General features: G+C 72.1%; 16 protein-coding genes and 1 pseudogene. 7 read left to right on the top strand and 10 right to left on the bottom strand.

What is annotated here, in order from left to right; all coding sequences use genetic code 11:
- Positions 1–18: 18 nt before the first annotated feature.
- The 4 genes from AB0F38_RS09235 to AB0F38_RS09220 form a co-directional block, all read right to left on the bottom strand.
- A complete protein-coding gene (locus AB0F38_RS09235; RefSeq protein ID WP_361889115.1) occupies positions 19–2,133 on the bottom strand; it encodes a bifunctional serine/threonine-protein kinase/ABC transporter substrate-binding protein in 2,115 nt (704 codons plus the stop codon).
- 1 nt (position 2,134) lies between these two features.
- The gene (locus AB0F38_RS09230; protein ID WP_361889112.1) at positions 2,135–4,258 is read right to left on the bottom strand and encodes a bifunctional serine/threonine-protein kinase/ABC transporter substrate-binding protein; all 2,124 of its coding nucleotides are present in this window, start codon (positions 4,256–4,258) and stop codon (positions 2,135–2,137) included.
- A gap of 9 nt (positions 4,259–4,267) precedes the next feature.
- Positions 4,268–5,017, bottom strand: coding sequence for a hypothetical protein (locus AB0F38_RS09225; protein ID WP_361889109.1), 750 nt, complete (start codon positions 5,015–5,017; stop codon positions 4,268–4,270).
- A gap of 187 nt (positions 5,018–5,204) precedes the next feature.
- Entirely contained in the window at positions 5,205–5,660 is a 456-nt protein-coding gene (locus tag AB0F38_RS09220; protein WP_361889106.1) for a MarR family transcriptional regulator, read from the bottom strand.
- Between the two features lie 210 nt (positions 5,661–5,870).
- Between AB0F38_RS09220 and AB0F38_RS09215 the strand changes: the two genes are divergently transcribed.
- Together AB0F38_RS09215 and AB0F38_RS09210 are read left to right on the top strand one after the other, a co-directional pair.
- Positions 5,871–6,344 (top strand): MarR family transcriptional regulator, encoded by a 474-nt coding sequence (locus AB0F38_RS09215; RefSeq protein ID WP_361889103.1) that lies wholly within the window; start codon positions 5,871–5,873, stop codon positions 6,342–6,344.
- A 154-nt stretch (positions 6,345–6,498) separates the two neighbouring features.
- Positions 6,499–8,091 (top strand): MFS transporter, encoded by a 1,593-nt coding sequence (locus AB0F38_RS09210; RefSeq protein ID WP_361889099.1) that lies wholly within the window; start codon positions 6,499–6,501, stop codon positions 8,089–8,091.
- A 45-nt stretch (positions 8,092–8,136) separates the two neighbouring features.
- Here AB0F38_RS09210 and AB0F38_RS09205 read toward each other — a convergent pair whose 3' ends face one another.
- Positions 8,137–9,360 (bottom strand): MFS transporter, encoded by a 1,224-nt coding sequence (locus AB0F38_RS09205; RefSeq protein WP_361889097.1) that lies wholly within the window; start codon positions 9,358–9,360, stop codon positions 8,137–8,139.
- 73 nt (positions 9,361–9,433) lie between these two features.
- Between AB0F38_RS09205 and AB0F38_RS09200 the strand changes: the two genes are divergently transcribed.
- From AB0F38_RS09200 to AB0F38_RS09185, 4 genes are all read left to right on the top strand, one after another.
- Positions 9,434–10,192: a DeoR/GlpR family DNA-binding transcription regulator gene (locus tag AB0F38_RS09200; protein ID WP_361889094.1), complete on the top strand. Its 759-nt coding sequence runs from the start codon at positions 9,434–9,436 to the stop codon at positions 10,190–10,192.
- A gap of 219 nt (positions 10,193–10,411) precedes the next feature.
- Positions 10,412–12,838 carry a GTPase-associated protein 1-related protein gene (locus AB0F38_RS09195; protein WP_361889090.1) on the top strand — a complete coding sequence of 809 codons (2,427 nt, stop codon included), beginning with the start codon at positions 10,412–10,414 and terminating at the stop codon, positions 12,836–12,838.
- A gap of 111 nt (positions 12,839–12,949) precedes the next feature.
- A complete protein-coding gene (locus AB0F38_RS09190; protein ID WP_361889087.1) occupies positions 12,950–15,235 on the top strand; it encodes a hypothetical protein in 2,286 nt (761 codons plus the stop codon).
- A gap of 2 nt (positions 15,236–15,237) precedes the next feature.
- Positions 15,238–15,786, top strand: coding sequence for a hypothetical protein (locus AB0F38_RS09185; protein ID WP_361889084.1), 549 nt, complete (start codon positions 15,238–15,240; stop codon positions 15,784–15,786).
- A 98-nt stretch (positions 15,787–15,884) separates the two neighbouring features.
- Here AB0F38_RS09185 and AB0F38_RS09180 read toward each other — a convergent pair.
- Positions 15,885–16,042: pseudogene (locus AB0F38_RS09180) on the bottom strand (peptidoglycan-binding protein); the annotation flags it as partial.
- 36 nt (positions 16,043–16,078) lie between these two features.
- Positions 16,079–17,194, bottom strand: a complete 1,116-nt coding sequence (locus tag AB0F38_RS09175) for an endonuclease/exonuclease/phosphatase family protein (protein WP_361889081.1) — start codon at positions 17,192–17,194, stop codon at positions 16,079–16,081.
- Between the two features lie 496 nt (positions 17,195–17,690).
- Between AB0F38_RS09175 and AB0F38_RS09170 the strand changes: the two genes are divergently transcribed.
- Positions 17,691–18,272, top strand: coding sequence for a snapalysin family zinc-dependent metalloprotease (locus tag AB0F38_RS09170; protein ID WP_361889078.1), 582 nt, complete (start codon positions 17,691–17,693; stop codon positions 18,270–18,272).
- A gap of 152 nt (positions 18,273–18,424) precedes the next feature.
- Here the strand turns inward: AB0F38_RS09170 and AB0F38_RS09165 are convergent, their stop codons facing one another.
- The 3 genes from AB0F38_RS09165 to AB0F38_RS09155 all read right to left on the bottom strand — a co-directional run bounded on the left by AB0F38_RS09165 (position 18,425) and on the right by AB0F38_RS09155 (position 23,167).
- The gene (locus tag AB0F38_RS09165) at positions 18,425–19,309 is read right to left on the bottom strand and encodes a peptidoglycan-binding protein (protein ID WP_361889075.1); all 885 of its coding nucleotides are present in this window, start codon (positions 19,307–19,309) and stop codon (positions 18,425–18,427) included.
- Between the two features lie 28 nt (positions 19,310–19,337).
- On the bottom strand, positions 19,338–20,879 hold the full coding sequence (locus tag AB0F38_RS09160; protein ID WP_361889072.1) for a DUF6519 domain-containing protein: 1,542 nt from the start codon (positions 20,877–20,879) through the stop codon (positions 19,338–19,340).
- Positions 20,880–21,001: 122 nt separating this feature from the next.
- Positions 21,002–23,167 (bottom strand): hypothetical protein, encoded by a 2,166-nt coding sequence (locus AB0F38_RS09155; protein WP_361889069.1) that lies wholly within the window; start codon positions 23,165–23,167, stop codon positions 21,002–21,004.
- Positions 23,168–23,183 lie beyond the last annotated feature (16 nt).

Below are 23,183 nucleotides of genomic sequence, written 5' to 3'. Positions count from 1 at the left end.
CGCAGCCGTAGATCTTCTTCAGACCGTGGTGTACGGCCCCAGCCAGCGGGCCCTGCCGTCCTCGATCCGGTAGAGGAACGTGCCCGTGTCGCTCCGTACTCTGCGGGCGCCGTGGAACGACACGCGGCGGCTGACGCCCTGGTGGTCGAGCAGGAAGAGCCGCTGGGCGACGCCGCCCCGCTTCGCGTCCGTCGCGCTGGTCGTCGCGGCGGCGCGGGCGATGAGGCCGACCGCGTCGTACGCTTCGGCCGACCAGCGGCCGGGCGGGGTGCCGAACCGGGCGCGGTGGGCGGTGGTGAACTCCTTGGCGGCGGGGGCGGCCACGGGGTCGGTGTAGGCCTCCGAGAACACCCACCCTTCCGCGGCGTCGCCCGCGCCCCGCAGGAAGGCGGGAGCCAGGACGGGTCCGGTGGACAGCCGTGTCCCCGTGAATCCGGCGTCGGCAAGGGACGCTGCGCAGCGGGCGCCCCGGGTGGGTGACCCGCCCGCGTAGACGACCGCGTCCGCGCGGGCGGAGACGGCCGACCGGGCGGCGGGGCCGAAGCCGCTGTCCGCCGCCACGGTGTGCACGGTGAGGGTCGCTCGGGTCGGTGCGGCGTCGCGGAACGTGTTCGTGATCGGCCAGCCGCTCACCGGGTCGGCCCCGTCCTCGATGATGTGGATCCGCTCGGCCGGCCTGACGTGGACCACGTAGTGGATCAGGCCGACGGGCAGCACGCTGTCGAGTGGCCGGATCACGCACAGGGACGTGGAGAGGCCCACGCCGACGGCGGTGCGGGCCGCGACGACGACTGCGGCGAGGCGGCTCCGCCCGTAGCGCGTGACGACGGCCTCGGGCGTGCTGTCGGTGGTCGGGCCGACGACGGCCAGCACCTCCGGGCTCGCGGAGAGCCGGTCGGCGACCCGGAGGGCGCCTTCGGCGGTCCCCGCGTCGTCCTCGGTGCGCAGGGCCAGGCGGAAGGCGGCGCCGGTACGGGCGTTGTGGGCCGCGACGGCGAGCTGGGCACCCCGCTGATGCGCCAGGCCGGCGGTCCTGCCGGGTCCGCTCATGTCGGCGTGCAGGCCGAGGGTGTACGTGGGAAGGGGACCGGATGCGGCCGGCCGGCCGGACGACGCGTCCCTTGGCCGGCCCGCCAGCCAGGCCGCGGTGCCGCCGCCGGTCAGGAGGACCGCCCCGGCGGCCCCGGCGACGAGCACGCGACGCCGGGAGGGTTTCCCGGCGGGCGCCGGGTCCGGCACCGTGGGGAGGGGGCCGGGATCCGGCAGGGTGAGCGCCGCGGAGGAGCGTTCGGCGATCGCTGCGGAGAGTCCGGGCACCGACCACGCCGCCTCCCCCCGTCCCGTCAGCCGCTCCGCGGCCTGTGCGGCGGTGGGGCGGTCGGCCGGGTCCTTGGCCAGGCAGGCGGTAACCGTGCCCAGCAGCTCGGCCGGCAGGCCGTCCAGGTCCGGGTCCTCGTGGACGGTCCGGAAGAGTACGCCCGCTGCCGGACCCCGGCCGAAGGGTCGGTGCCCGGTGGCCGCGAACGCGAGGACGCAGCCGAGCGAGAAGACGTCCCCGGCGGGTCCGGACTCCCCCGCGGACGCCTGCTCGGGGGCCAGGTAGCCGGGCGTGCCGATCACCGCGCCGGTCGCGGTGAGGGCGGTGGCGCCGTCATGGCGTGCGATGCCGAAGTCGATGAGCCGCGGCCCGTCCAGCGCCAGGAGCACGTTGCCCGGCTTGACGTCGCGGTGGACGAGACCCGCCTTGTGCACCGCCCCGAGGGCTCCCGCCAGCCGGGCGCCGAGGGTCCGCACGGTGCCGGCCGGCAACGGCCCCTGCACGTCGACCACTTCGGCGAGCGAGGGGCCCGGAACGAATGCGGTGGCCAGCCAGGGCTCAGGGGCCTCGGTGTCCGCGCCGGTCACGGGGACGACCCACGGTCCGGTGATCCGCCGGGCCGCGTCGGCCTCGCGCCGGAAGCGTGCGCGGAATCCGGGGTCGGCGGCGTGCTCCGCGCGGATCACCTTCACGGCGGCCAGGCCGCCGCCGGGCGAACGTGCCAGGTACACCACGCCCATGCCCCCCGCCCCGAGCCGGACCAGCGTGCGGTACTCGCCTACCGTGCGGGGGTCCTCGGAGGTGAGCGGGCGCACGTCAGGTGCCCTTCGGTGCCGGACCGACGAAGCGGTAGCGGCCGTTCTCGACCCGGTACAGATAGGCGTCGCCGCCGACCAGGGTCTGCTTCTCGTCGAAGGCGTACGTCCGGGAGATCCCCTGGTACGTGGACCTGGCGATCCGTGCCACGAGGGCGGTGCGCCCGGGGCGCTCCGGGAAGGCGCGGAGAGCGGCGATGACGAGCCCGGCCGCGTCGTATCCCTCGGCGGCCCAGTGTGCGGGCGCGGAGCCGAATCTCTCGCGGTGCGCGGCGGCGAACTCCTTGGCGGCGGGGGCGGCCGCGTCGGTGTACGGGGCGGTGAACTCCCACCCCGTGGCGGCGTCGCCCGCGTCCTCGATGAATCCCGGGCCCATGGCCGTGTGCATGGCCATCCTCGGCCCCTCGAACCCGGTGGCCGCGAGTGCGCGTGCGGTGCGTGCGGCTCCGGCCTCGTCCCCGGCGTAGAAGAGGGCGTCGCTGTCGTGCGCGAGCATGTCGGTGAGGACCGGGCCCAGATCCTGTGTGCCGGCCGGCACGACCCTCGGATAGGTGGTCCCGGTCGTGAGGACTCCGGTCATGAGGTTGGTCGCGTAGCCGCCCATGTAGGCGGCCTGGCCCCCGGCGCGGTCGAGCAGCACGCCGAGGCGCTCGACGTCGGGTCTCAGCACGAGCCGGCTGATGATCGGCCGGGTCAGGACGGCGTAGGACGGTGCCGCCTGGAAGAAGGACTTCCTGGACCGGGCGGCGTAGGCGATCGCCAGGGACGACACCGTGATCAGCGGCAGCATCGCCTCGTCGTACACGCTCAGGACGGCGCCGGTCGCCGCGTCGCCGGTCGGACCGATGACGGCGAGGACGTCGCGGTCACGGGCGAACTCCTCGGCGGCCCGCACCGCCCGCCCGGGTCCGCCCCGGTCGTCGAGCACCTTGACCTGAAGCGTGAAGGGCTTTTCCTCAAGGGAGTTGAAGCGCTCGACCGCGACGCGCACCCCGCGTTCCTGGGCCCGGCCCGCCGCCTTCTGCATCCCGGACAGATCGGCCTGCACCCCGATGATCCAGGCCCGTTCGCCGGTCTTCGCCGCCCCGCCGCCTTCCTCGTCACGCAGCGTCTCCCACGCGCCGAAGGCGCCACCTCCCGCCACGACGACCGCGCCGGCGGCTACCAGCGAGAGGAACCGGCGTCTGCCCGGCGGTGCGGGCACGGGCCCTTCGGCGATCGTGGGCTCGATGCCGGGCAGGGCCAGCATCTCGGCGGAGCGGTCCGCGATCAGCTGTACGACGTCCTCGGGCAGCCATGCGATCGACCCGTGCGGTGCGTCCTCGACGATGCGCTCGTCCAGCTGCCGCGCCGTCGGCCGGTCCGCGGGGTTCTTGGCCAGGCAGTCGGCGACCAGGGCGCGCAGTTCGGTGTCGCCGATCCCGGCGAGGTCGGGTTCGTCGTGCACGGCGCGGTACAGCAGGGCGTCCACGGCCCCGCCGCCGAAGGGCGGCCGGCCGGTCGCCGCGTACGCCAGGAGGCAGCCGAGGGAGAACACGTCGCTCGCGGGCCCCGGCGCCGTACCGCCCCCGGAGGCCTGCTCCGGTGACAGGAAACCGGGGGTGCCGACGACGAGGTCGGTGGCGGTGAGCGCGGTGGCGTCGCCGGCCCGTGCGATGCCGAAGTCGATGAGCCGCGGCCCGTCCACGGTGAGCAGGACGTTGCCGGGCTTGACGTCGCGGTGGACGAGTCCGGCCGTGTGTACGGCGGTCAGGGCGCGGGAGAGCAGCCGCCCGAGCACCCGCACGCTGCGGGCGGGCAGCGGGCCGCAGCGGGCGACCGCCTCGGCGAGCGAGGGGCCGGGCACGAACGCGGTTGCCAGCCAGGGGCGTTCGCCCCCGGTCTCGGCGCCGGTGACCGTGACGGCCCAGGGGCTGCGCACCGTGCGGGCGGCCTCGACCTCACGGCGGAACCGGGCCCGGAACGCGTCGTCCCCGGCGTGCTCCGGGAGGATCACCTTGACGGCGGCGGTCGCTCCCGCGTCCGTGCGGCCGAGGTAGACCACCCCCATGCCGCCCGCGCCGAGGCGTCCGAGCAGCCGGTACGCGCCGATGCGCGCGGGGTCGGTGGGCCGGAGCTCGTCCATCGGAAGTCCTCAGCTCTGCTTCTCGACAGCGGACTCGATCCGCACCAGCATGGTGGTCATCCCCTGGAGCACCAGGTCGGAGATCTCCTCCTCGGTACGCCCCTCGGCTCCCTTGCCCGTCGCGGCCACGGTGAACTGCAGGCTCTGCGCCTGCTGCCAGACGTACGCGTGCGGGCCGCCGAGTGCGGTGCCGAAGAACTCACCGGACTCGCTCAGCGCGTCCTCCGACGTGGCCTGTCCGCCTTCCCCGCCCAGCAGTGCGGCCGAGATCATCGAGCCGATGCGCTCACCCTCCCGCAGTTGCTGGGTGGGACACCGCATCGTCTCCTCGATCGACTCGGCCATCTCCCAGCGCGCGTCGTCACGGGTGCGGTGGACGGTGACGACCGCGGAGAGCCGCACGGGCCCCTTCCTCTGCGCGGCGGGCACTTCGAAGGACCGGGTGACCGTGGCGAGGACGTTGCCCGGCGGCTTCTCCTGGTGCCAGACGCAGTCGGTGCCGAGCACCGGCCAGGTGGCCGGATCGCTCGCGTACGGGCTGCGCTTCACCACACCCGGGCCGAAGCTGTCGGGGTCCGCGATGACCCGGCCGATGAGGTCGAGCGCGGCCTCGCGGTCCTTGGGGAGCCGGGCGGCATCGGCGTCGAGGACCGGGGTCGGGGACACGGTGTCCGCGCCCGGTCCTGCCGTGGCCGGAGCGTCCCCGTTCCTGGCGGCCGGGGTGCCGCCGTCCCCGCTCGAACACGCCGCCACGAGCATCAGCGGGGCCAGAATCGGAATGCCGTACCGGTGTAACGGGCCTAGGTGCCTCACGAGTTCCTGTCCCCCATCTCCACGACGTCGCTCAGATCATAGGAGCAGCGGTCGGCCCGGCACGGGAATCCGGTGAACTGTTGCGCCGGTGCGACAAGCGGGACAGGCGCGTGACGAAACGGGCGCCGTGGGCTCAGGGACGGGGCCAGGGGCGCCCGTCGAGGTGCTCGATGTCGGTGTTGAGGCGCTTGAGGTACGCGGCGAAGGCGGCGACCTCCTCCGGATCCCACTCGGCCATGACCTTCTCCAGGCCACGGATGTTCGCGGACCGCTCGGCATCGAGGCTGCGCCCGCCCTCCTCGGTGATGCGGAACTTGCGGGCGATCCCGCCGTCGGGGTCCGGGATGCGCTCGACGAGCCCCGCCCGCAGCATGGCGGCGGTCTGCCGGTTCAGGGTGGAGGCGTCCAGCCCGAACGCGTCACTGAGCTGCCCGATGGACATCGGGCCCTCTATCCGGATGCGGCTGAGGAGGGTGTACGCGCTGCGGTCCAGGGTCTGGTTGTTCCGCCTCAGCCGGGGTGCGCTCAACTGGAGGTGCCGCCCGAGCAGCATGGTCTCGAACTCGATCAAGTGCGTGGGCTTGTCCATGGTCCTTCTCTCGACCGCCTTCACCGTGCGCCGGGTCTCTCAACCGCAGATATACCACCACGACGAAAAGCCCCGCATTCTTCGCCCTGCCGCCCGGGCCGGGGCCCGCACTGCCGGCGCCGTGGCCGGGTCCGGATCACCCGTCGGCGGGGCACGACAGAACATTTAAGTATTTTGACATAGGTATCTTGGGGTACCTATGCTGTGGACATGCCCGACTCCAGTGCACGCTCCCAGGACGTCGACCGCGTAGCCTCCGCGCTCGTGGCCGTCCTGCCCGTGCTGCAGCGGAGCCTTGAGCGGCATATCGGCCGCGAGTTCCCGCATCCGCGGCTTCCGGAGGGCCAGCTCGCCCTGCTGTTCCTCGTCGAGGAACGCGAGGGCGTCACGGTCCGGGAGTCCGCCGAGGCGCTGCTGATGAAGCCGAACAACGTGAGTGCCCTCGTCTCCCAGCTCACCGATCTGGGACTGCTGGAACGCAGGCAGGACGCGGCCGACAAGCGGGTCGCCCATCTGTTCCCCACGGCCACGGCCCGGGAGCGGCTCGCCGAGGCGCGGCTGCTCAAGGAGGGCCGTGTGGCACGCGCGCTCCACACCCTCACCGACGGCGATCTCGATGCCCTCGGTGCGGCTCTGGGTGCGCTGACGTCATTGAGCGGTCATCTCCGCACCCCCGCCGGCTGACACCCGCTCGCTGTCCGGTCAGGGGCCCGGGTCCTCCTGAGGACCCGGGCCCCTGACCGCTGCCGGTTTTCGTCACTGCGGCCGGGCGCCCCACGCGTGCTGACGCGACGCGTCTCCTCCGCACCCCAAGTACGTACACAGACAAGGCATTTCCATGTCCTCCACGACCGTGGACAAGTCCCCCCTGCCCGTAGACGCTCCCCCGGGCGCCCCGAGGGGCAGGCGCGCCAACCCCTGGCTGACGCTGATCGCCGTCGCCATCGGCCTCTTCATGGTCAACCTCGACGGCTCCGTGGTCTCGATCGCCAATCCGGAGATCGGCCGGAGGCTGAACGCGTCCACGGCCGACCTGCAGTGGGTCACCAACGCGTATCTGATCGCGATGGCCGCCTTCCTGATCCTGGGCGGCAAGCTCGGCGACCGCGTCGGGAGACGCACCTTCTACATGATCGGCACCGCCGGATTCACCGTGGCGTCGGTCGGAATCGCCCTGTCCGGGTCGATCGGGGGTGTCATCGCCTTCCGTGCGCTGCAGGGTCTCTTCGGGGCGCTGCTGATCCCCAACACGCTGGGTCTGCTGCGCGCGGTCTTCCCGCCGCGGAAGTTCGGCATGGCGGTGGGCCTGTGGGCCATGGTGGCGTCGTGCTCCACGGCACTCGGTCCGATCGTCGGCGGGCTGCTCGTCGAACACGTCAGCTGGGAGTCCGTCTTCCTGATCAACGCTCCGATCGGTGTGGTCGGGCTCGCCTTCAGCGCCTTCGTGCTGCCGAGGAGCAAGGACTCCACGGGCCATCACCCCTTCGACGTGCCCGGCGTGATCCTGCTCGCCGCCGGACTGGTGGCGCTGGTCTTCGGCGTGGTCAAGGGCGAGACCTGGGGCTGGACCTCCGGCGGCACCCTGGGCGCGCTCGCCGCCGGCCTGGTCGTCCTGGCCGTCTTCTGCTGGTACGAGACCCGGGTCCGGCATCCGCTGCTGCCGATGCGGCTGTTCCGCAGCCCGTCCCTGTCGATCGGCACGTTCGTCACCGCGATCAACTTCTTCGTGCTGCTCGGCGTGATCTTCTTCCTGATGCTGTACCTGCAGAACGTGCGCGGCTTCACCCCCGTGGAGGCCGGTGTCCGCACCCTGCCGCTGAGCCTGGCCACCGTGGTCGCGTCCCCGCTCGGCGCGGCGTTGACCCAGCGCTTCGGCCCCCGTCTGACCATGCCGCTCGGCATGGTGCTCCAGGCCGCCGCCTCCCTCTGGATGCTGACCTGGGACGTGGAGTCCCCGTACGCCGCCCTGTGGCCGCCGTTCCTCGCGATCGGCCTGGGCGTCGGCATGGTGATGTCCGCGTCCTCCGACGCGATCGTCGGCAACGCGCCGAAGAGGGACGGCGGTGTCGCGGGTGGTCTGCAGGCGACCGCCCTGCAGATCGGCGGCGCGCTCGGCACGTCCGTGCTGGTCTCCCTGATCAGCGGCAAGGTGGGCTCCACCCTCACCGGCGAGCTGATCTCCGCCGGTGTCCCGGCATCGGCGGCGGCCCGCTTGGCGGAGGCCGAGGACGCGGTGGCGATGGGTGTTTCACCGGTCTCCGGCGACATGCCCGCCCAGCTGAGGGCGGCCGTCATCGAGGGCAGCGGCAACGCGTTCATGAACGGTGTGCACGGTGCGGTGATCGTCACCGCGGGCCTGTGCGTCGCGGGCGCGCTCCTGGCCGGCTTCGGCCTGCGTCGGGGCACCGGACCGGTCGACGCCGGGCACTGACGGTCCGGCCCGGCCGGACCGCGTGGGCGGGTACGGGAGGACGGTTCAGACCTTCTGGGGCGCGGGCTCCTCGCCCGTGCCCTCGGTCGTCCTCACGGAACCGGAACCGGAACCGGATGTGAGGATCGGCGCGGTCAGCGAGGCGATGACGCAGAAGGCCACGGGCAGGAAGAAGGTGAGGTTCAGCGGCATGAAGTGGGTCATCGGCCCGATCACCGCCGGGCCCGCCAGGATGCCGATGTAGCCGAGGCCGGCCACCCGCGAGACGTTCGTCCCCGCCGCGGCCGGGTCGATGTGGCCCGCGGCGCTGAAGAGTTGCGGGATGGTGCCGGACAGGCCGATGCCGAAGACCGTCCAGCCGACGAGGGCCACCGGGATCGTGGACGAGAGCGCGGCCAGGACGAGTCCGGCGGCCGCCGCCCCGGAGCCGTAGCGGAGGATCGCCACCGGGCCGAAGCGCGCGGCGACGCGGTCGGCGAGCAGGCGGCCGACGGTCATGGCGGTGGCGAACGCGCCGTACGCGAAGGCAGCGGCCGACGGGGAGGCGTCGAGCACGTCCTTGAGGTGCAGGGCGCTCCAGTCGCCGGCCACGCCTTCGGAGAGCATCAGCATGAGGGCGAGCGCCGCCATGATCCAGATGCGGCGGGGCACGGGACGCCGGGCGGACTTCGGACCGGCGTCGCCCTCGGCTCCGGCGCCGGCCGGGGCGGCTTCCGGGGACATGAGCGCCGGCATGGTGGCCAGTGTGACGACGAGGCTGAGCAGGGCCATGGCGGCGAGCGTCACCGCCGGGCTCCAGTCCCGGCCCAGGGTGAAGGCGCCGACCAGCGCCGCGAAGACCCCTCCGATGGAGAACATGGCGTGGAAGGCCGACATCACGGGCCGGCCGTAGCCCCGCTCGACCTGCACCGCGTGGGCGTTCATCGCCACGTCCAGGCATCCGGTCGTGCAGCCGAGTGCGAAGAGCGCGGCCCCCAGCGTCCAGGGGTTGGTGGCCAGGCCCGGCAGGACGAGGGCGGCGCAGGACAGCACGGAGCTGACCGGTACGGCCTTGCGGGCGCCGAAACGGTCGCTGAGCGGACCGATCAGCTGCATCCCCGCGAAGGCCCCGCCGCCCAGGAGCAGGAGGAGCCAGCCGAGGACGGCGTGGCTGATCCCCACCCGCTGCTCGATGGTGGGGATGTGGACGATCCACATGCCCAGGATGAAGCCGCAGAGGGTGAAGTACACGAGGGTGGCCAGTCGGCCGACCCGCAGAGATCTGTCCATGCGCGCAACCTAACAAACAGATTTTATGAGCGTAACTTTGTTTTACGCACACTTCTGGTGTTCACTTCGCTTCATGGCGAGCACAGACCGGCTGAAGCAGATCACGCACGCGGTCCTGGAGACGGGCCGCAGAACGGTCGCGGAGCTGGCCGCGCTCACCGGTGCGTCGGAGATGACGATCCGGCGCGATCTGGAGACGCTGGCCGGCCAGGGCGTCCTGGAGCGGTACCGGGGCGGGGCGAGGAGCCTCATGCTGCGCGGCGAGGAACCTCCGTTCGCGCTGCGGGCCCAGGAGGGCCTGGAGACGAAGCGGCGCATCGCGGCCGAGGTCGCCTCGCTGATCGCGGACGGCGAGTCGGTGGTCATCGACAGCGGCACCACCTGCCTGGCGGTGGCGCACGCCCTCGCACACCGCCGGCTGACCGTCATGCCGCTGTCCCTGCACGCCGCCAACGCCCTGACCGGGGCGACCGGGCTGACCCTGCTGCTGCCCGGTGGCCGCCCGCGCCCCGGCGAGCTCGCGCTGACCGGGCCGCTGACCGAGGCGTCCCTGGCCTCGCTGCGCTTCGACACCGCGGTGATCGGCTGCTGCGGACTGACCGCCGCCGACGGGCTGACCGCCCATGATCTGGAGGACACGGCGGTCAAGCGGGCCGCGATCGCGTCCGCCCGCCGCGTCGTCGCCGTGGCCGGCGCTCCCAAGCTGTCCCGCACCGCCCTCGCCCTCGTCACCCCCGCCTCGGCGCTGCACACGGTCGTGACGGACACGGCGGCGCCGGGCGATGAGGTGGAGGCGCTGCGGGCACTGGGCGTGGACGTACGGAAGGTGTGAGCGGAGAGGCGTGAACGGGCATCACCCCGGGCCGCACGGGCCGTTCGCCCATCCGCCCCCGGGTGACGGGAAGTCTGTGCAAGGGCACGGCTCAGGACGACAACGCGAGCGTGTGGCCCGGGCCTTGATAGCGTCGCCCGAGCGACTACGGACCGCTCCCTCGCGGAGTGGTGACCGCGGTGGGCCCGGACGGACGTGGCATGGAAAAAGGACCTACGCATGAGCCTCGCGCAGTTGCACTACACCTCCGGTACGGCCGGGGACGGGGGGCCTGGCGGCCGGTTCACCGCCGTCGACCCCGCGATACCCGGGCCGGTCCGCGTGGAGGCCGCACCGCTGCTGTCCTACGAGGCTCCGGCAGGCACTCCCGGGCGGCTCACCGACACCGAACTCCGCGCGCTGCCGGTCGCTTTCAGCTTCACCGCACTCTCCGACGGCAGCCATCTCCTCAGCCGTACGGTGGCCGCCGGTACAGGTGGCTTCCACGCGCACGCCGTCCTTCTCCCGGCGGGTACGCCGCCGCCCGGCCGGACGCTCCCGGTCGCCGCCTGGGGGGCCGCGGGCTGGCTCTCCACGACACCGGACCGCGCGCTGCCCGATCCGCTGACCTCGCTGTCCGCGTCCCACGGCCTCGCCCCTGGCCTGTCCCGCGGTCTGTCCCGCGAGGGCCTGGGGGATTTCGCCGTGTCCCGCAGCCCGTGGCTGGCCGCCGTCCTGAGCGATCTGCGCCGGGTGAGCCAGGACCGGTCCGCGCCGCCGGTCGTGCTCGTGGAACGGCAGAGCGCGGACGTGGCCCGGTGGATCGCGCTGGCCACCGCCGTACTGCCCCGTGAGCACGCCGAGCAGCTGACCTTCACCACGTACACCCGGCATCCGGGGGCCACGTCGCATCAGGTCCTCGGGGTCCTGCCGCAGGACGCGCCCGACCCGCGCGACCCCCGCTTCCGGGTGCACGCCGCGACCGGTCCGCGCCCCGCGGGGACGGTGGACGACGCCTGGGCGGGGACCGCCGCCCGCATCTGGCGCAGCCGGGCTCCGGAACTCTTCCGGGACGCGGCCGAACTGCCGGGCGAGCCCTTCGCCGCCGGGCCGCTCGCCGTGACGGCGCTCGGCGCGGGTATCGCGCTCGGGTCCAACGAGCGTGCCGCGGCGGCGGACTGGGCGGCCGACCGGCCTTACGCACTGGACGAGAAGCGGACGCAGCAGCTGACCGAGGCGCTGACGGCACCCGCCGACGACCGCACGGCCGCCGAGTGCGCCGCCGCGCTCCGGCTGCTCACGGCGCTCGACGGCCGCTGCCCCGCCGCGGTCACGGCTCCGCTGGCCGCGCTGCTGGTGACGGAGGCGGTGCGGGGCGGTGATGTCACGCTCGAACCGCCCGCCCGTTCGGCCTTCTCCGAGCCCGCCGGGGAGCGCGCGGCGGCGGGGCTGGTCGAGGAGCTCGGCGACGAGATGCTGGCCGAGCTCGCCGCCGGAGTGCCCCGGGGCGTAGCGCGGACGGTGCAGTTGCTGCGGATCGTGCGGCTGCTCGGTGTGGACTGCGAGGAGCTGCTCCCGGGTGTCGTGCACCGGCTGGCCCGCGCCCTGCTCGACGACCTGGAGACCGGCGGGTGCCGCACGCTGCTCGACCTGCTGGACGAACAGTTCGACGTGCGCACGGCGCTGCTCGGTGAGCTGGACCGGCTCGCTCCGGACGACCCGGCGGGGACGGAGCGGCTGCTGCTCCGCGTCGCCCTGCCGTTCACCGGGACGCAGGCACTGCCGCATCTGCGGATGTGCGCCGAGGCGCCCGGCGCCAAGGCGCGCGGGACGGACCGGGTGAGGGTCCTGCACACGGTGCTGCGGGCCGCGGGCATGTCCCCGTTCGCCGAGCCGCTGGTGCTCCGCACGGCCGTGGGCCTGGTGTGGGGCGAGGACACCCCCACGGCGGGCGAGGCGCGTTCGCTGCTGGGCGAGACCACGTCCGACGCCCACCGGACGGCCGGCACGTGGGCGCGCCTGGTGGATGCCGCGCTCGGCGCCCCCTTCGACGACGAGGACGCCCCGGAACTCGCCCACGACCTGCTGCGCGGCTTCCCGCAGGAGATGGGCGCCCGGGTGCGCGCCTCCCTGCTGCTGCTGGACTTCGGCCGGGATGTGCGCTCGGGTGCGACGGAACCCGGCTGGACGGAACGCGCACGCTCGTTGCGCGCCCTCGCCGAACCGGTCGAGCCCCTGGTCCTGGAGCACGCCTACGGCGCCCTGGCCCGGCGGCTGCTCGCCCCCGACCGCCCCGAGGCGGAGCTGTACGCATTCGTGCACAGCAATGACGAGGACCTGATCGCGGCCTACGGCCGGGTCGCCCACCGCGACGAGATCCTGACCCGGCTGCGGGACGAACCCGCGTACGTGGCGGACTGCTTCACCGTATGGACCGCCCACCCGCACGCGGGCGACGCCTGGACGCGGACCCGCACCACCCTGCTCGACGAGGTCCTGCGCCCCGCGGTGCGCGCCCTGTCCCCCGAGGGCGTCACGGAGGTGGAACGAGCCGTCGAACGCGGCGGAAGCAGCCGCACACTCGACGCCTTCCGCACCTGGCACCGGCCGTCCCGCTCGATCGGACGCCTCGGCAAGCGCATCGTGGGGCGGGTGCGCCGGGGGTGACGGCAGGAAGTCGTTGCATATGCGCACGGGGGAAAAGTCGACTCGGTTAGGCTGTCGCGCGGCCGGGCACGACCTTCCGGTCGCCGTGGAACCGTCGGGGGAGACGAAGTGGTGAAGTTCGATGATGTCGTCAACGCGCCCGTCGGCAAGCTCAAGGCCGCCGCCGACGACTGGTCGGACATGGTAACCAAGTTGGAACAGCTCGCCGAGGACGCCCGGACCGGCATGAAGGCCACATCGGACAAGGCCGAATGGGAGGGCGTCAACGCGGGCGTCACCAAGGCCTTCATCACGAAGACCGCCAAGGAATTCGAGGACGCGGCGGCGGAGGCCAGAGGCATCAAGCTGCTGCTCGCCGATGCGCACACCTCTTTCAAGGCGGCCAAGGACGCACTCGTCACCATCAGGGACGAGGAAGGGCCCCAGGCCGGCATCGTGGTGAGCGCCGCCGGCAAGGTGGCGCCCCGGTACGACCTGGAGGACGACGCGGGGGCGCGCAACGACCCCGACTATCCCGAGGCCCTTCGCAAGCAGAAGGCCGCGGTGATCGCCTGGCAGAAGCGCATCGACCGGCTCGTCGAGGACTGCTCCGACGTCGACGACTCCCTGAACCGGGCCCTGATGGCCAACGTCAAGGACGGCAAGGACTTCAGCGCACCCACGTACAAGAGCCTCGACGCGGAGCAGGTGGCCCGCGCGGCCGACCTGATGAAGAAGGTCACGGGTGAGGGCGGCACCGCTCGCAACGTGGACGCGCTGAGGGAACTCGAGGACCTCATCGACGACAACCGCGACGACCCCGAGTTCGCCACCGGTTTCTACCGGAAACTGGGAGCGGAAGGGACTCTCGACGCCTACACGAGGATGTCGCTGGACTCGACGGCGCTCGGCCCGGCCGGCCAGGACCGGGTGAACATGGTCCGCAACATGCAGAGCGACATGGGCGCGATGCTGGGCCTCGCGACGCAGACGTCCACGCCGAACCATCTGGACGCCACCTGGACCACGCAGCTCATGAAGGCGGGCCGCAAGGAGGTCGACGTGTCGGGCTTCGCGGGCGTCGGCACCCAGGTGTACGGCTACCAGGCCCTCGGGGCGCTCCTCCGGGAGGGCACGTACGACAAGGACTTCCTCACCACGGTCGGCCGCGACATGGTGGCGATGGACAAGAAGAACCCGGAGATCTGGTCCCAGAACCTACCGTACGACCAGAAGATGGCCATCAACCTCGACGAGACCGGCGGCAAGGGCTTCAACCCGATGACCGGACTCATGGAGGCGATGAGCAAGAACCCTGCGGCGTCCACGGAGTTCTTCAACGAGGCAATCCGTGAGGACACCAACAAGGACGGCATCGTCACGCTGTCGGACGCCGAGATCAAGGGCAAGGACGCGCAGGGCGTGGTCGACTACATGCTCGACAAGAAGCCGACGGACGACTGGTACGACACCGCCGTCGACGGGGAGTTCACCCCCGGCCAGACGGCTATGGGCAACGCCCTCGAAGCGGCGGTCACCGGCCGCGTCCCCGGCGACGACGACGCACCCCCGGTCTCACACTCCAAGGCCATGGGCGATGTGATGGAGAAGGTCGTCGAGAAGATCGGCACGAACCCCGAGCTGGTGGCAGCGAAGCCCGGCGACCCGCCCGGCCCGCTCAACGGACTCTCCCAGCAGTTCGGCAACATGGCCGCCGAGTACATGCCGGACCTTCAGGCCGCGGCGGAGAACGGCGCGGACCAGATCAAACCGTTCGGGGAACTGGCGGAATTCGAGAAGGCCCAGATGGCCGGATTCCTCGGCGCCGTTGCTCAGGATCCGCAGGCCTACGGTGCGATCACCAACGCACAACAGGCATACACCACCGCACTGGTGAGTGATGTGTTCAGTCATCCCGACAAGCACCCGGACATGGGCGAAGCGGTGCGGAACGCGGTCCACCCGGGAGGGGAGATCGCGGGCATCATGTCCGAAGCACGAGCCCAAGCGGTGCACGACACGAAGTCGCACGAGACGGAGGAATACAACAAGGGGACCGAGGAGAACGCGAAATGGACGAACAGGATCCTCTCCGCGGCAGGCGCCAAATATGTCGAAATGATCCCCGTGGGCGGTGACGTGGTGGAATGGATACAGGAAGATGTCACCGAGGCCGCACTGGAGAGCGCGAAACACGACCTCTCGGATGAGGCTCGCCGTGAATCTGGAAGCGGATACACACTTTCTGAGGCCGCTGCCAAGAATGCTGCCGCAGCAGCCGTCGACACGAGCGGAAAGGCAGCCGGACTCACAACTGAACAGATCAACGAGTACAAAGGGTCGGCTTCCACGGAAACAGCGACTGCACATTCTATCGGCCGCGACCTGATGGACAGCACTCACTCCAAGGGGAATTAGCCGTGCATTCACTCAGGAAAATACTGATCGTGACCATGGGCCCGGCCCTATTGCTCGCTACTCTGACCAGCTGTTCCGAGGGCGAGACCAAGGCTGTTCCGAAGCTACCCGACAGGATCTGCTGGGGCGCCTTCGCCAGCAAGGGGATCACCCCACTGTTGCCGACCGGCGAAGAGGCGACGCTCGATACCGATCCCTTCAGCCTTATCGAGGGCCTGGATGCCGCGACATGCTCCACATACATTGACGGGAATATTCAGTTCCAGGCAACTGCGACCCGGCGTGACTTCGAGAATGAAATCGAGTGGAGCTCCTACGAAAAAGGCGAGACCGACCCCGTCGATGTAGGAAAGAGGGCAATCGTCTGGCCCGGTGGCGCCATCGGGTACATCGTCTGCGAACCGTCCAAGTCGCCCTCCGCGCCGGGCAATTATGTAGAGCTGAGTATCAATACCTTCGACGCGCCGGATGACAAGCGAGCGAGAAGTGCCGCCTCGGAGCTATTGAAGGAGTTTGCGGAGTTCGCACAGCGTGAGCTGAAGTGCGCATGACCCGTGGTTTCGCCGCGTGCGGCCCCTGACGCGCCCCGCAGGGTGCGGCGGCCTCGGTGGGGAGAGGGCCGCCGCACCCGGCGTCAGGTCCGGAAGGGTCAGACGTTGGGCACCTTGAGTCTGTCCCGGCCGGCCTTGCCCGGGATGCCGTCCGCGCCGCTTCCCGAGTAGCCCAGCTTGTGCTGCCACGCGGCGTACGACGTGCGGTCCGCCTCGGACCGGTCCGGGCCGGGCCGACCTCGTACTTTCCGCAGCCCCGCTGCTACAGACGGGCGACAAGGCTGCCCTGAGCTCACGCCCGCTCGTGCCGGCCGGAGACCTGGACATGCCGAGCCGCACTCTCGACGTCAAGGGCCGCCCGTCCTTCCAGGCGACCGCCATCCGCAGGAGCCACGAGAAGTGGATCACCTGGAAGTCCATCGCCGGACCGAACCCCGACTCGGTCGACGTGGGCAGGAGGGGTCTCGTCCGGGACCACGGACCGGCCCTCCGTCGGCAGGAGCGCCAGGACCGCGACGACGGCCCGATGGTCCGTACCGGGCACGGTGTGCTCGCTTACGGAGGTCCCCACCAGGCCGGGGCCGTGCAGGACGTGGTCCAGTTGGATCAGAGGGGGGACGAGAGCATGGCCGACGGGCCATGTGGGGGCCCATCCGTGGCCGAGTTCGGCATGGGTGTCCGTGAGGCCGGCCGCGAGCAGCCTTCGCATCGGGGTGTGGTCGAGGGAGGCATTGAAGTCGCCCAGGAACACGGTGTCCGGGCCGCTGCGCCGGGCCATGGAGGCGAGGGCAGTCATGTCCCGTGTCCAGCGCTGCGCGTCTCCGAGCGGGTAATAGGTGTGAACGGCGACGAACCGCACCCTGCGCCCGCCGACCGCGACCTCGGCGGTGGTCTGGGGCCAGGCGGTGTCGATCCGCGTCGTGCCGCCGTGGGAGAGCGGGTGCCGTGAGTAGATCGAGGAGTCGTACTCGGGGTGGAGTTCCTGGTAGGGCATCAGCGCCCCCAGGCCCGCCTTGTCGAGCATGTCCACACCTCGCGACGGCATTTGCTCCACGGCCAGCACATCGATCCGCTCGGTGCGCACCAGCTCCACCACCGCACGGGGATCGGCGCCGCCGCCATCGGTATTGAGGGTGGCCACTCGCAACTCGACCGGCTGCGACGGCACATGCCGGCTGTCGGGCAGGAAGCGTGGTGCGAGCAGCGTCACGTGCACGGCCACCAGAGCCGCGACGACGCCCACAGCCCATCGGGAACGCAGGGCAGGAACGGTGATCATCACCCCCAGCACCAGCACACCGAGAACCGTCGAACAGGGAAAGAGCGCCAGGGGCATCGCGAGCGGCGTTCCCGCGTCGAGACCCGTCAGGCGGACAACGAGCAGTGCGGCGGCGGGGGCGGCAAGCACGATGCCGCAGCCCCGTGCCCATGTCCGTCCCCGTCGGCCGGGCGGCCTCCGTCGGTCCGCCTCACGCGGGGCGTCAGTAGCAGTGCCCGTCATTCTTCCTCACCCCGGAGTCGTGACCGGCGAGATGATCGTGATCACCGGTTCCCGCTACGGGAACGTCCGCACGGGCGCGCACGGTTCCAGGCTGAGGCCGCTGGACACGTCCTGGCGCGACGATTGCGCCACCGCACCGGATCCTGGATCCCCGATGACCTGCACATACGCGGCACCTCCGGTGTCGGCGAACAACGGCGGGAGTCCGGGAGCGGATCGCGGACGCAGTCCCCCCACCACTCTCTTCCAGCCATTTCAATGACAGGGGCATGATAAGTGTGAGCCGATGGGCATAGTTCTGAGGCCCCGGGAGAACCTGCGACCGGCCACCTCGCTGATGCAGTCCCTCTCCCCGCTCTCGGTTCCGAGCGGAGCCGAGTCCCCCACGAGTGAAGGGACAGCAATGCCGCACTCCTTATGGCTGAAGGCAGCCTGTACCGCCGCCACGCTCACCCTGGCCGCAGCAACAGCAGCGCACGCCGCACCCGCACCGCAACCGGCCGCGGCGGAGGCCGCGGCAGCGGTGGTGACACTCCGCTACGACGACAGCCGGGCAGGCGGCTGGGAAGCGGCGATCACCGCCGGAGTCGCCTCGTGGAACCAGAACGTGGGAAACGTCAGGCTGGTGGAAGCCGCACCCGGCACTCGGGCCGAGATCCAGATCGTCGCCACCAGCGGATGGCCGCAGGCGACACTCGGCCCGGTGCGCCCGGGCGGCCAGGTGCGAGTCGAACTGGGCAGTCAGGCGGTGTCCCAGGGCTATGACAAGACCCGCATCGCCGCCCACGAGATCGGGCACAGCCTGGGCCTGCCCGACACCAAGCCCGGCCCGTGCTCCCAGCTGATGTCAGGGTCGAGCGCGGGCACCAGTTGCAGGAACGCGGTTCCGAACGCGACGGAACGAGCCCGCGTCGAGACCGCCTACGCCAACGGCCTCGCCTCGCTCACTCCTGCCGACGGCCGCACTCTGGTGGACGCGCCTTAGCCGGCAGGGACCACCACCGCGCGCGGTGCCCGACCCCCACCGTGCGGTCGGGCACCGCGCGCACGTCGTGATGACGGTACCGGCCCGGTGCCGCGGCCCCCGGTGAGGAGAGGGCCGGTCGTCGGCATCGGCATCGGGCAGCCCCGACGGGCTCAGACGTTCGGCACCTTGAGTCTGTCCCAGCTGGCCTTGCCGGGGATGCCGTCCGCGCCGCTTCCCGAGTAGCCCAGCTTGCGCTGCCACGCGGCGTACGACTTACGGTCCGCCTCGGACCAGTCCGGGCCGGGGCCGACCTCGTACTTTCCGCAGCCCTCGGCCACCAGCCTCTTCCCCATCGCCGTGATCACGGCGCTGCGCCGGCCGGCGCGGAAGAACGTGGCTCCGGGAAACGGCTCGTACGTCGCCGGAGGCTTGGGGGCGGGCGGCTTCGCCGGGCCGTCGGGCGGGCCTGCGAGGCGTGTCCTGACCCTGCCGCGCATCGAGTCCATCGTGAAACCGCGCGGGTCGATCTTCCCCGGCTGCCACTCCTTGTGGCCGATCACCGAGCGTTGGTTCCAGCCGTGGGCCCGGCAGACCGCGGCAGCCGCCTTCTCGATGGCCTCCAGCTGGGCGGCCGGCCAAGGGTCCTTGCCGTTGCCGAGGTTGATGCACTCGAAGCCGTAGAAGAAGCGGTTGCCGTCGGTGTTGGCCTCGTTGTCGGCGGGCAGGGCCGATTCGTTGACCACCGCGCGCAGCACGTCGTCGTCGCCGAGTCCGGCGTGATTGGCACGGCCGTGGCCGACCAGGTGGACCGTGCCGTCCTTGGCGATCACTCCGTGGCACAGCGGCCCCGGCAGGCTCGCGTGGCCGTTGTAGCAGAGGTCCACGGAGCTCCGCGTGCCCGAGGTCACGGTGTGATGGATCATCACCCCGTGGACAGGCCCCCATGGGCCCTTGTGGTTGCGGTTGTGGGTGCGCCAGCTCCGGTGCTCGACGACCTGCAGACCCTCGACCCGCAGGGCCTTGAGGAGTCTGTCGGCGGACAGGGGCGTTGCCATCGTGGTGCTCCTTTACCCAGGTGATGCGTCAGTTTTCGGGTTGTCCCTCTTCCCGATCCGGCGTCCGTCCGTCCGGACCGGCGGGGGCGTTCTCCCTGGCCTCGGCCTCCGCTTCGGCCTCCGCCTCCGCGGCCAGTTCCCGCTCGCTCGCAGCGGGGATGACGGCGGCCAGAGGCGCGAACGTCATGCGCAGGTCCGCGACCGATCCCTCCCCCAGCACCCAGGCCAGCGGTGCGTAGTGGACCCGGATGCCCTTCGGGGACCGCAGGAGCGGGCGGCGGGCCGCGTCCGTGGGCCACTCGACGCCGCCCGTCACGGTCCGGGCCGCAATGGTCCAGAAGTCGCCGGACCGGTACGTCATGCCCGGCTCGAAGTACACGAGTACGCCGTCCTCCAGCGGCAGCCAGCAGCCCTCCTCGATCCGGACCGCACCGCCCCGCAGCTTCGCCGCGGACGCCGTGGCGCGGCCCGGGCCACCCCCGTGCCGGGAGCCGGACCGCTGGTCCCAGCGCCGCAGGAACGGGTGGAGTTCGGGGCGCCGCCCGACCGAGGGGTGCGGCTCGTCCGAGAGCCGTACCCGCCGTCCCGGCAGGTCGATCTCCTCGACCCGCAGCAGCGGCAGCGGCTCGCCCCGGCTGGTGTAGCCGGTGTCCACGAACTCCACCTGGTCGCCGACGTCCAGGCCGAGCTTGTCGTCGTTGCCGAGCGAGGCCAACTCGACCCAGGTGCCGTCGAGTTCGTCGACCGGCAGCGTCACGGACCCGTTCTCCCGCGACCATTTGAAGGTGGCGTCCTTCGCCGGGCCGCCCTGGTGGATCTCCACGCGGTACATCTGGTTCTCCGGGCCTCGGTAGCGGGCGTCCGGCTCCACCAGGCAGGGTTCGTCCGCGTGCTCGGGCCGCTCACTGCGTGCCGCCATCCGCGCCGTCGGCGCCTGCGCCGCCGCCCATCGCGCGAACGCCTCGCGGACCTGGTCCTTCGTCGCCCCGTCCGCGAGCTCCAGCTGCGCACCGGGCAGCGGCAGCACCTGCCAGACGGTCTTGATCCGGGCCGCCGTGTCGGGCATGGCCGCCCCGAGCGCCACCTCGCGCAGCAGCGGGTCCTCGGCCGCGGTCACCGAGCGCTCCCACACCTTGAGGCAGGCGAGGTACGGGAACTGGGTGGGCAGCCGGTCGCCGGGACGCTCCGGGTCCCGGTAGCCGTCCGGCTGGTCCCAGTACGTCCAGGTCGCCGGGGTCCCTCCGCCGGCGGGCGCGTCCTCCCCCGCCGGTACGCCGGGTTCCGGGCGGGTCGCGTCCAGCAGGATCCCGTCGACGTAGTAGCGGCCGCCCCCGAGCGAGAGGTCGTCGAGCTCCCGGCTGCCGCCGAGGAACCCCACCTCGAATCCGGTCGCGCCACGCGGGCCGCCGTGCTGCCCGATCAGGTCGGCCGCGGTGGTCCGGGCGCGGTGCAGCTGGATCGCGGCCTGTTCGTTGGCGTCGGCGTCCAGCTGGACCCGGCCCTGCTGGGCGAGGACCGCCGCGTAGTGCCGGTCGGGCCGGAAGGTGTCGCGGGAGAGATCTGCGTGCATGGGAAGGGGTCCCCCTCGGAGGTACGTCAGTCGGAAGAGATCGGGGCGGGCGGGCAGTTCAGGGCGGGCCGGCCGGCGCAGGTCGGGTCGGGTCAGGTCAGGTCACGTCACGTCACGTCACGTCACGTCACGAGGAAGATCCCGGCGTCCGTTCCGGCCGGGGTGTACTCGGCGAGCCGTGCCCGGAGGCTGTCCTCGCGCTGCGGTTCGTACAGCTGGTGGAAGACCCCCATCTCCGAGCCGTCGTCGGCGCCCCGCCGGATCTGCCACGGTCCGCCGTCGGCGAGCCGCCCGTACGCGGGGGTGCCGTACCGCTCGCTGCTCAGCAGCGGGCGCACCTGCCCGGCCAGGTCGGCGCCCACGAGGTCCGGCTGGCAGCGGTGGCGGGGCGGGGTGCGCGAGCCGGGCGGCACGTAGGAGTACCGCAGGCAGCCGATGCCGCGCCGGGCCACCCGCAGTTGCCCGGTGAAGATGCTGTTCTCGGCGATCCGCACCGCGTGGGTGTGGACCTCGCCGATGACCGTGGTGCGGTGCGCGTGCAGCACGGCGTGCGCGTGCCGGCAGTCCGGGGCGGAGAGCGCCGGAAGGCCGTGGCCGGTGGCGTCCAGGACACTGTCGCGGATGTGGATCGGCAGCGGGTCTGTGCTCACCTCCTCGCCGATCACCTCGATGGTGCCGAGGATGCTGCGGTCGATGGACACACAGGCGGAGGTCCGGTCCAGGACCAGGCTCGGTTCCTCGGGCGAGTGCGGTGCGCAGTCCGTCTCCAGCGACCAGCCGGGCACCAGCGTGCAGTGCCGCAGCACGACCGCGCCGACCGGTCCGCTGACATGGAGCCCGCGTCCGGTGACCAGCAGTCCGTCCAGGACGATCCGGGGAGCGTCCCCCCTGTCCTGCGGCTCCTCCCGCGCCCGGATGTTGAGCGCGTCGGGGCGGTTGCTGTACCAGTCGAGCAGCCGGATCACCGGGCGGCAGCCCTCGGCCGCCCGCAGTTCCAGCCGGTCGCCGCGGCCGAGGTCGAAGTCGAGCTGCTCCTGGTAGGCGCCGCTGTGCGTGATCTCGATGACGCCCTCGGCACCGCAGTGCCCTGACGCCCGGTCGGTGCGCCACTGCTCGTAGGCGTCCATGATCCGCTGGTGGGCCTGGCCGGGACCCACCCGGTAGACGCGGGCGGCGGGCGGGGTGACGCGGTCGCGCGCGTACTCGCCGCCACCGGTGTCGTCGCCGAAGGCGTAGTGGTAGGTGACCCAGACCCCTTGCCGGGGTGCGGAGCGGGACCCGAAGGCGATCCGGCCCAGCACCGGGTCGACGGCCACCTGGCCGAGCTCGGGGCGGTAGCGCCATCCGGTCAGGTCGGCCACGACGATGTCCGACATCGGCACGGGCTCGTCCTGCCCGTCACGCCGGACCGTGAAGCTCTTGCCAGGACCGTAGTGGTCGGCGAGCCGGTCCGCGAGCTGCCGTCTGCTGAGGGACGCGGGCACGTGGTCGACGGTCGCGATGTGCGTGGCGGAGGGTTCCGGCACGGGGCGGGTCACCAGTGCGGTGTCGTTCCCCAGGATCGAGAACGTGTACAGGCTGCGGGCGCGGTCGACGCAGTACGCCGGCGCCCGGCTCACCCGGTACGGCTTCAGCCGCCACACGAACAGCCCCACCCCCACGGGGGAATGGCCGCCCTGCCGCCGCGGCGACGCCGCCCTGCGTACGTCGACGGACCGGGCCAGCGGGTCGAACGGCCCGCCCGCCAGGTCGAGTCGCGCACCGTCGCGTACGTCGGCCAGCCTGCCGCGCCCCAGTCTGCGTACGTCGCCGGTCGCCGCCCCCGTCCCGTACAGCCTGACCGGCTGGTAGTGGGAGAGCAGCCGGGAGAACTCCACGGCCCTGGCCGGCCGGCCGGCGACCTCCTGGGCCAGCTCCTCCAGCAGGGCGAGGGTGCCCTTGCGGCGGCGGTTGGCGACCGTGGCCGCGACGTCGCGGCGCGGGGCGAGTGCCTCGGCCTGCCGGGAGCGGGCCTCCCCGCCGCCCGTGTCACCGAGTCCGGCCGTCCGGATCCGCTCGTACCCCGGTAGTGGGCGGTAGCCCACGAGGTCCCCGAGGTACGGCAGCGCCCAGGGGGCGGCCGTCTCCACGAAGAGGTCCTCGTAGCTCTGGTCGACGCCGTCCCGCACCCGGTCGACCTGCTCGGCGATCACCGCGAGCAGTGCGCGCAGCGGCTCCCCGCCCTCCGCGTCCCGCAGCCGGTGCCACTGCGGGAGCAGCTCCGCGAGCCCGTCCGGTTCCCTGGTCATGCGACGCTCCCTTCCT

The sequence above is a fragment of the Streptomyces sp. NPDC025273 genome (genome assembly GCF_040638585.1).
GTDB classification, from domain to species: Bacteria; Actinomycetota; Actinomycetes; order Streptomycetales; family Streptomycetaceae; genus Streptomyces; species Streptomyces cinereorectus.
This window is presented reverse-complemented; position numbering and strand designations above follow the sequence as displayed.

Coding starts and splice junctions, on each gene's coding strand:
- AB0F38_RS09205 (WP_361889097.1), bottom strand. CDS start 9,360: ATGGACAGATCTCTGCGGGTCGGCCGACTGGCCACCCTCGTGTACTTC.
- AB0F38_RS09215 (WP_361889103.1), top strand. CDS start 5,871: ATGCCCGACTCCAGTGCACGCTCCCAGGACGTCGACCGCGTAGCCTCC.
- AB0F38_RS09230 (WP_361889112.1), bottom strand. CDS start 4,258: ATGGACGAGCTCCGGCCCACCGACCCCGCGCGCATCGGCGCGTACCGG.
- AB0F38_RS09155 (WP_361889069.1), bottom strand. CDS start 23,167: ATGACCAGGGAACCGGACGGGCTCGCGGAGCTGCTCCCGCAGTGGCAC.
- AB0F38_RS09170 (WP_361889078.1), top strand. CDS start 17,691: ATGCCGCACTCCTTATGGCTGAAGGCAGCCTGTACCGCCGCCACGCTC.
- AB0F38_RS09210 (WP_361889099.1), top strand. CDS start 6,499: ATGTCCTCCACGACCGTGGACAAGTCCCCCCTGCCCGTAGACGCTCCC.
- AB0F38_RS09195 (WP_361889090.1), top strand. CDS start 10,412: ATGAGCCTCGCGCAGTTGCACTACACCTCCGGTACGGCCGGGGACGGG.
- AB0F38_RS09160 (WP_361889072.1), bottom strand. CDS start 20,879: ATGCACGCAGATCTCTCCCGCGACACCTTCCGGCCCGACCGGCACTAC.
- AB0F38_RS09200 (WP_361889094.1), top strand. CDS start 9,434: ATGGCGAGCACAGACCGGCTGAAGCAGATCACGCACGCGGTCCTGGAG.
- AB0F38_RS09165 (WP_361889075.1), bottom strand. CDS start 19,309: ATGGCAACGCCCCTGTCCGCCGACAGACTCCTCAAGGCCCTGCGGGTC.
- AB0F38_RS09225 (WP_361889109.1), bottom strand. CDS start 5,017: ATGCTCGTGGCGGCGTGTTCGAGCGGGGACGGCGGCACCCCGGCCGCC.
- AB0F38_RS09220 (WP_361889106.1), bottom strand. CDS start 5,660: ATGGACAAGCCCACGCACTTGATCGAGTTCGAGACCATGCTGCTCGGG.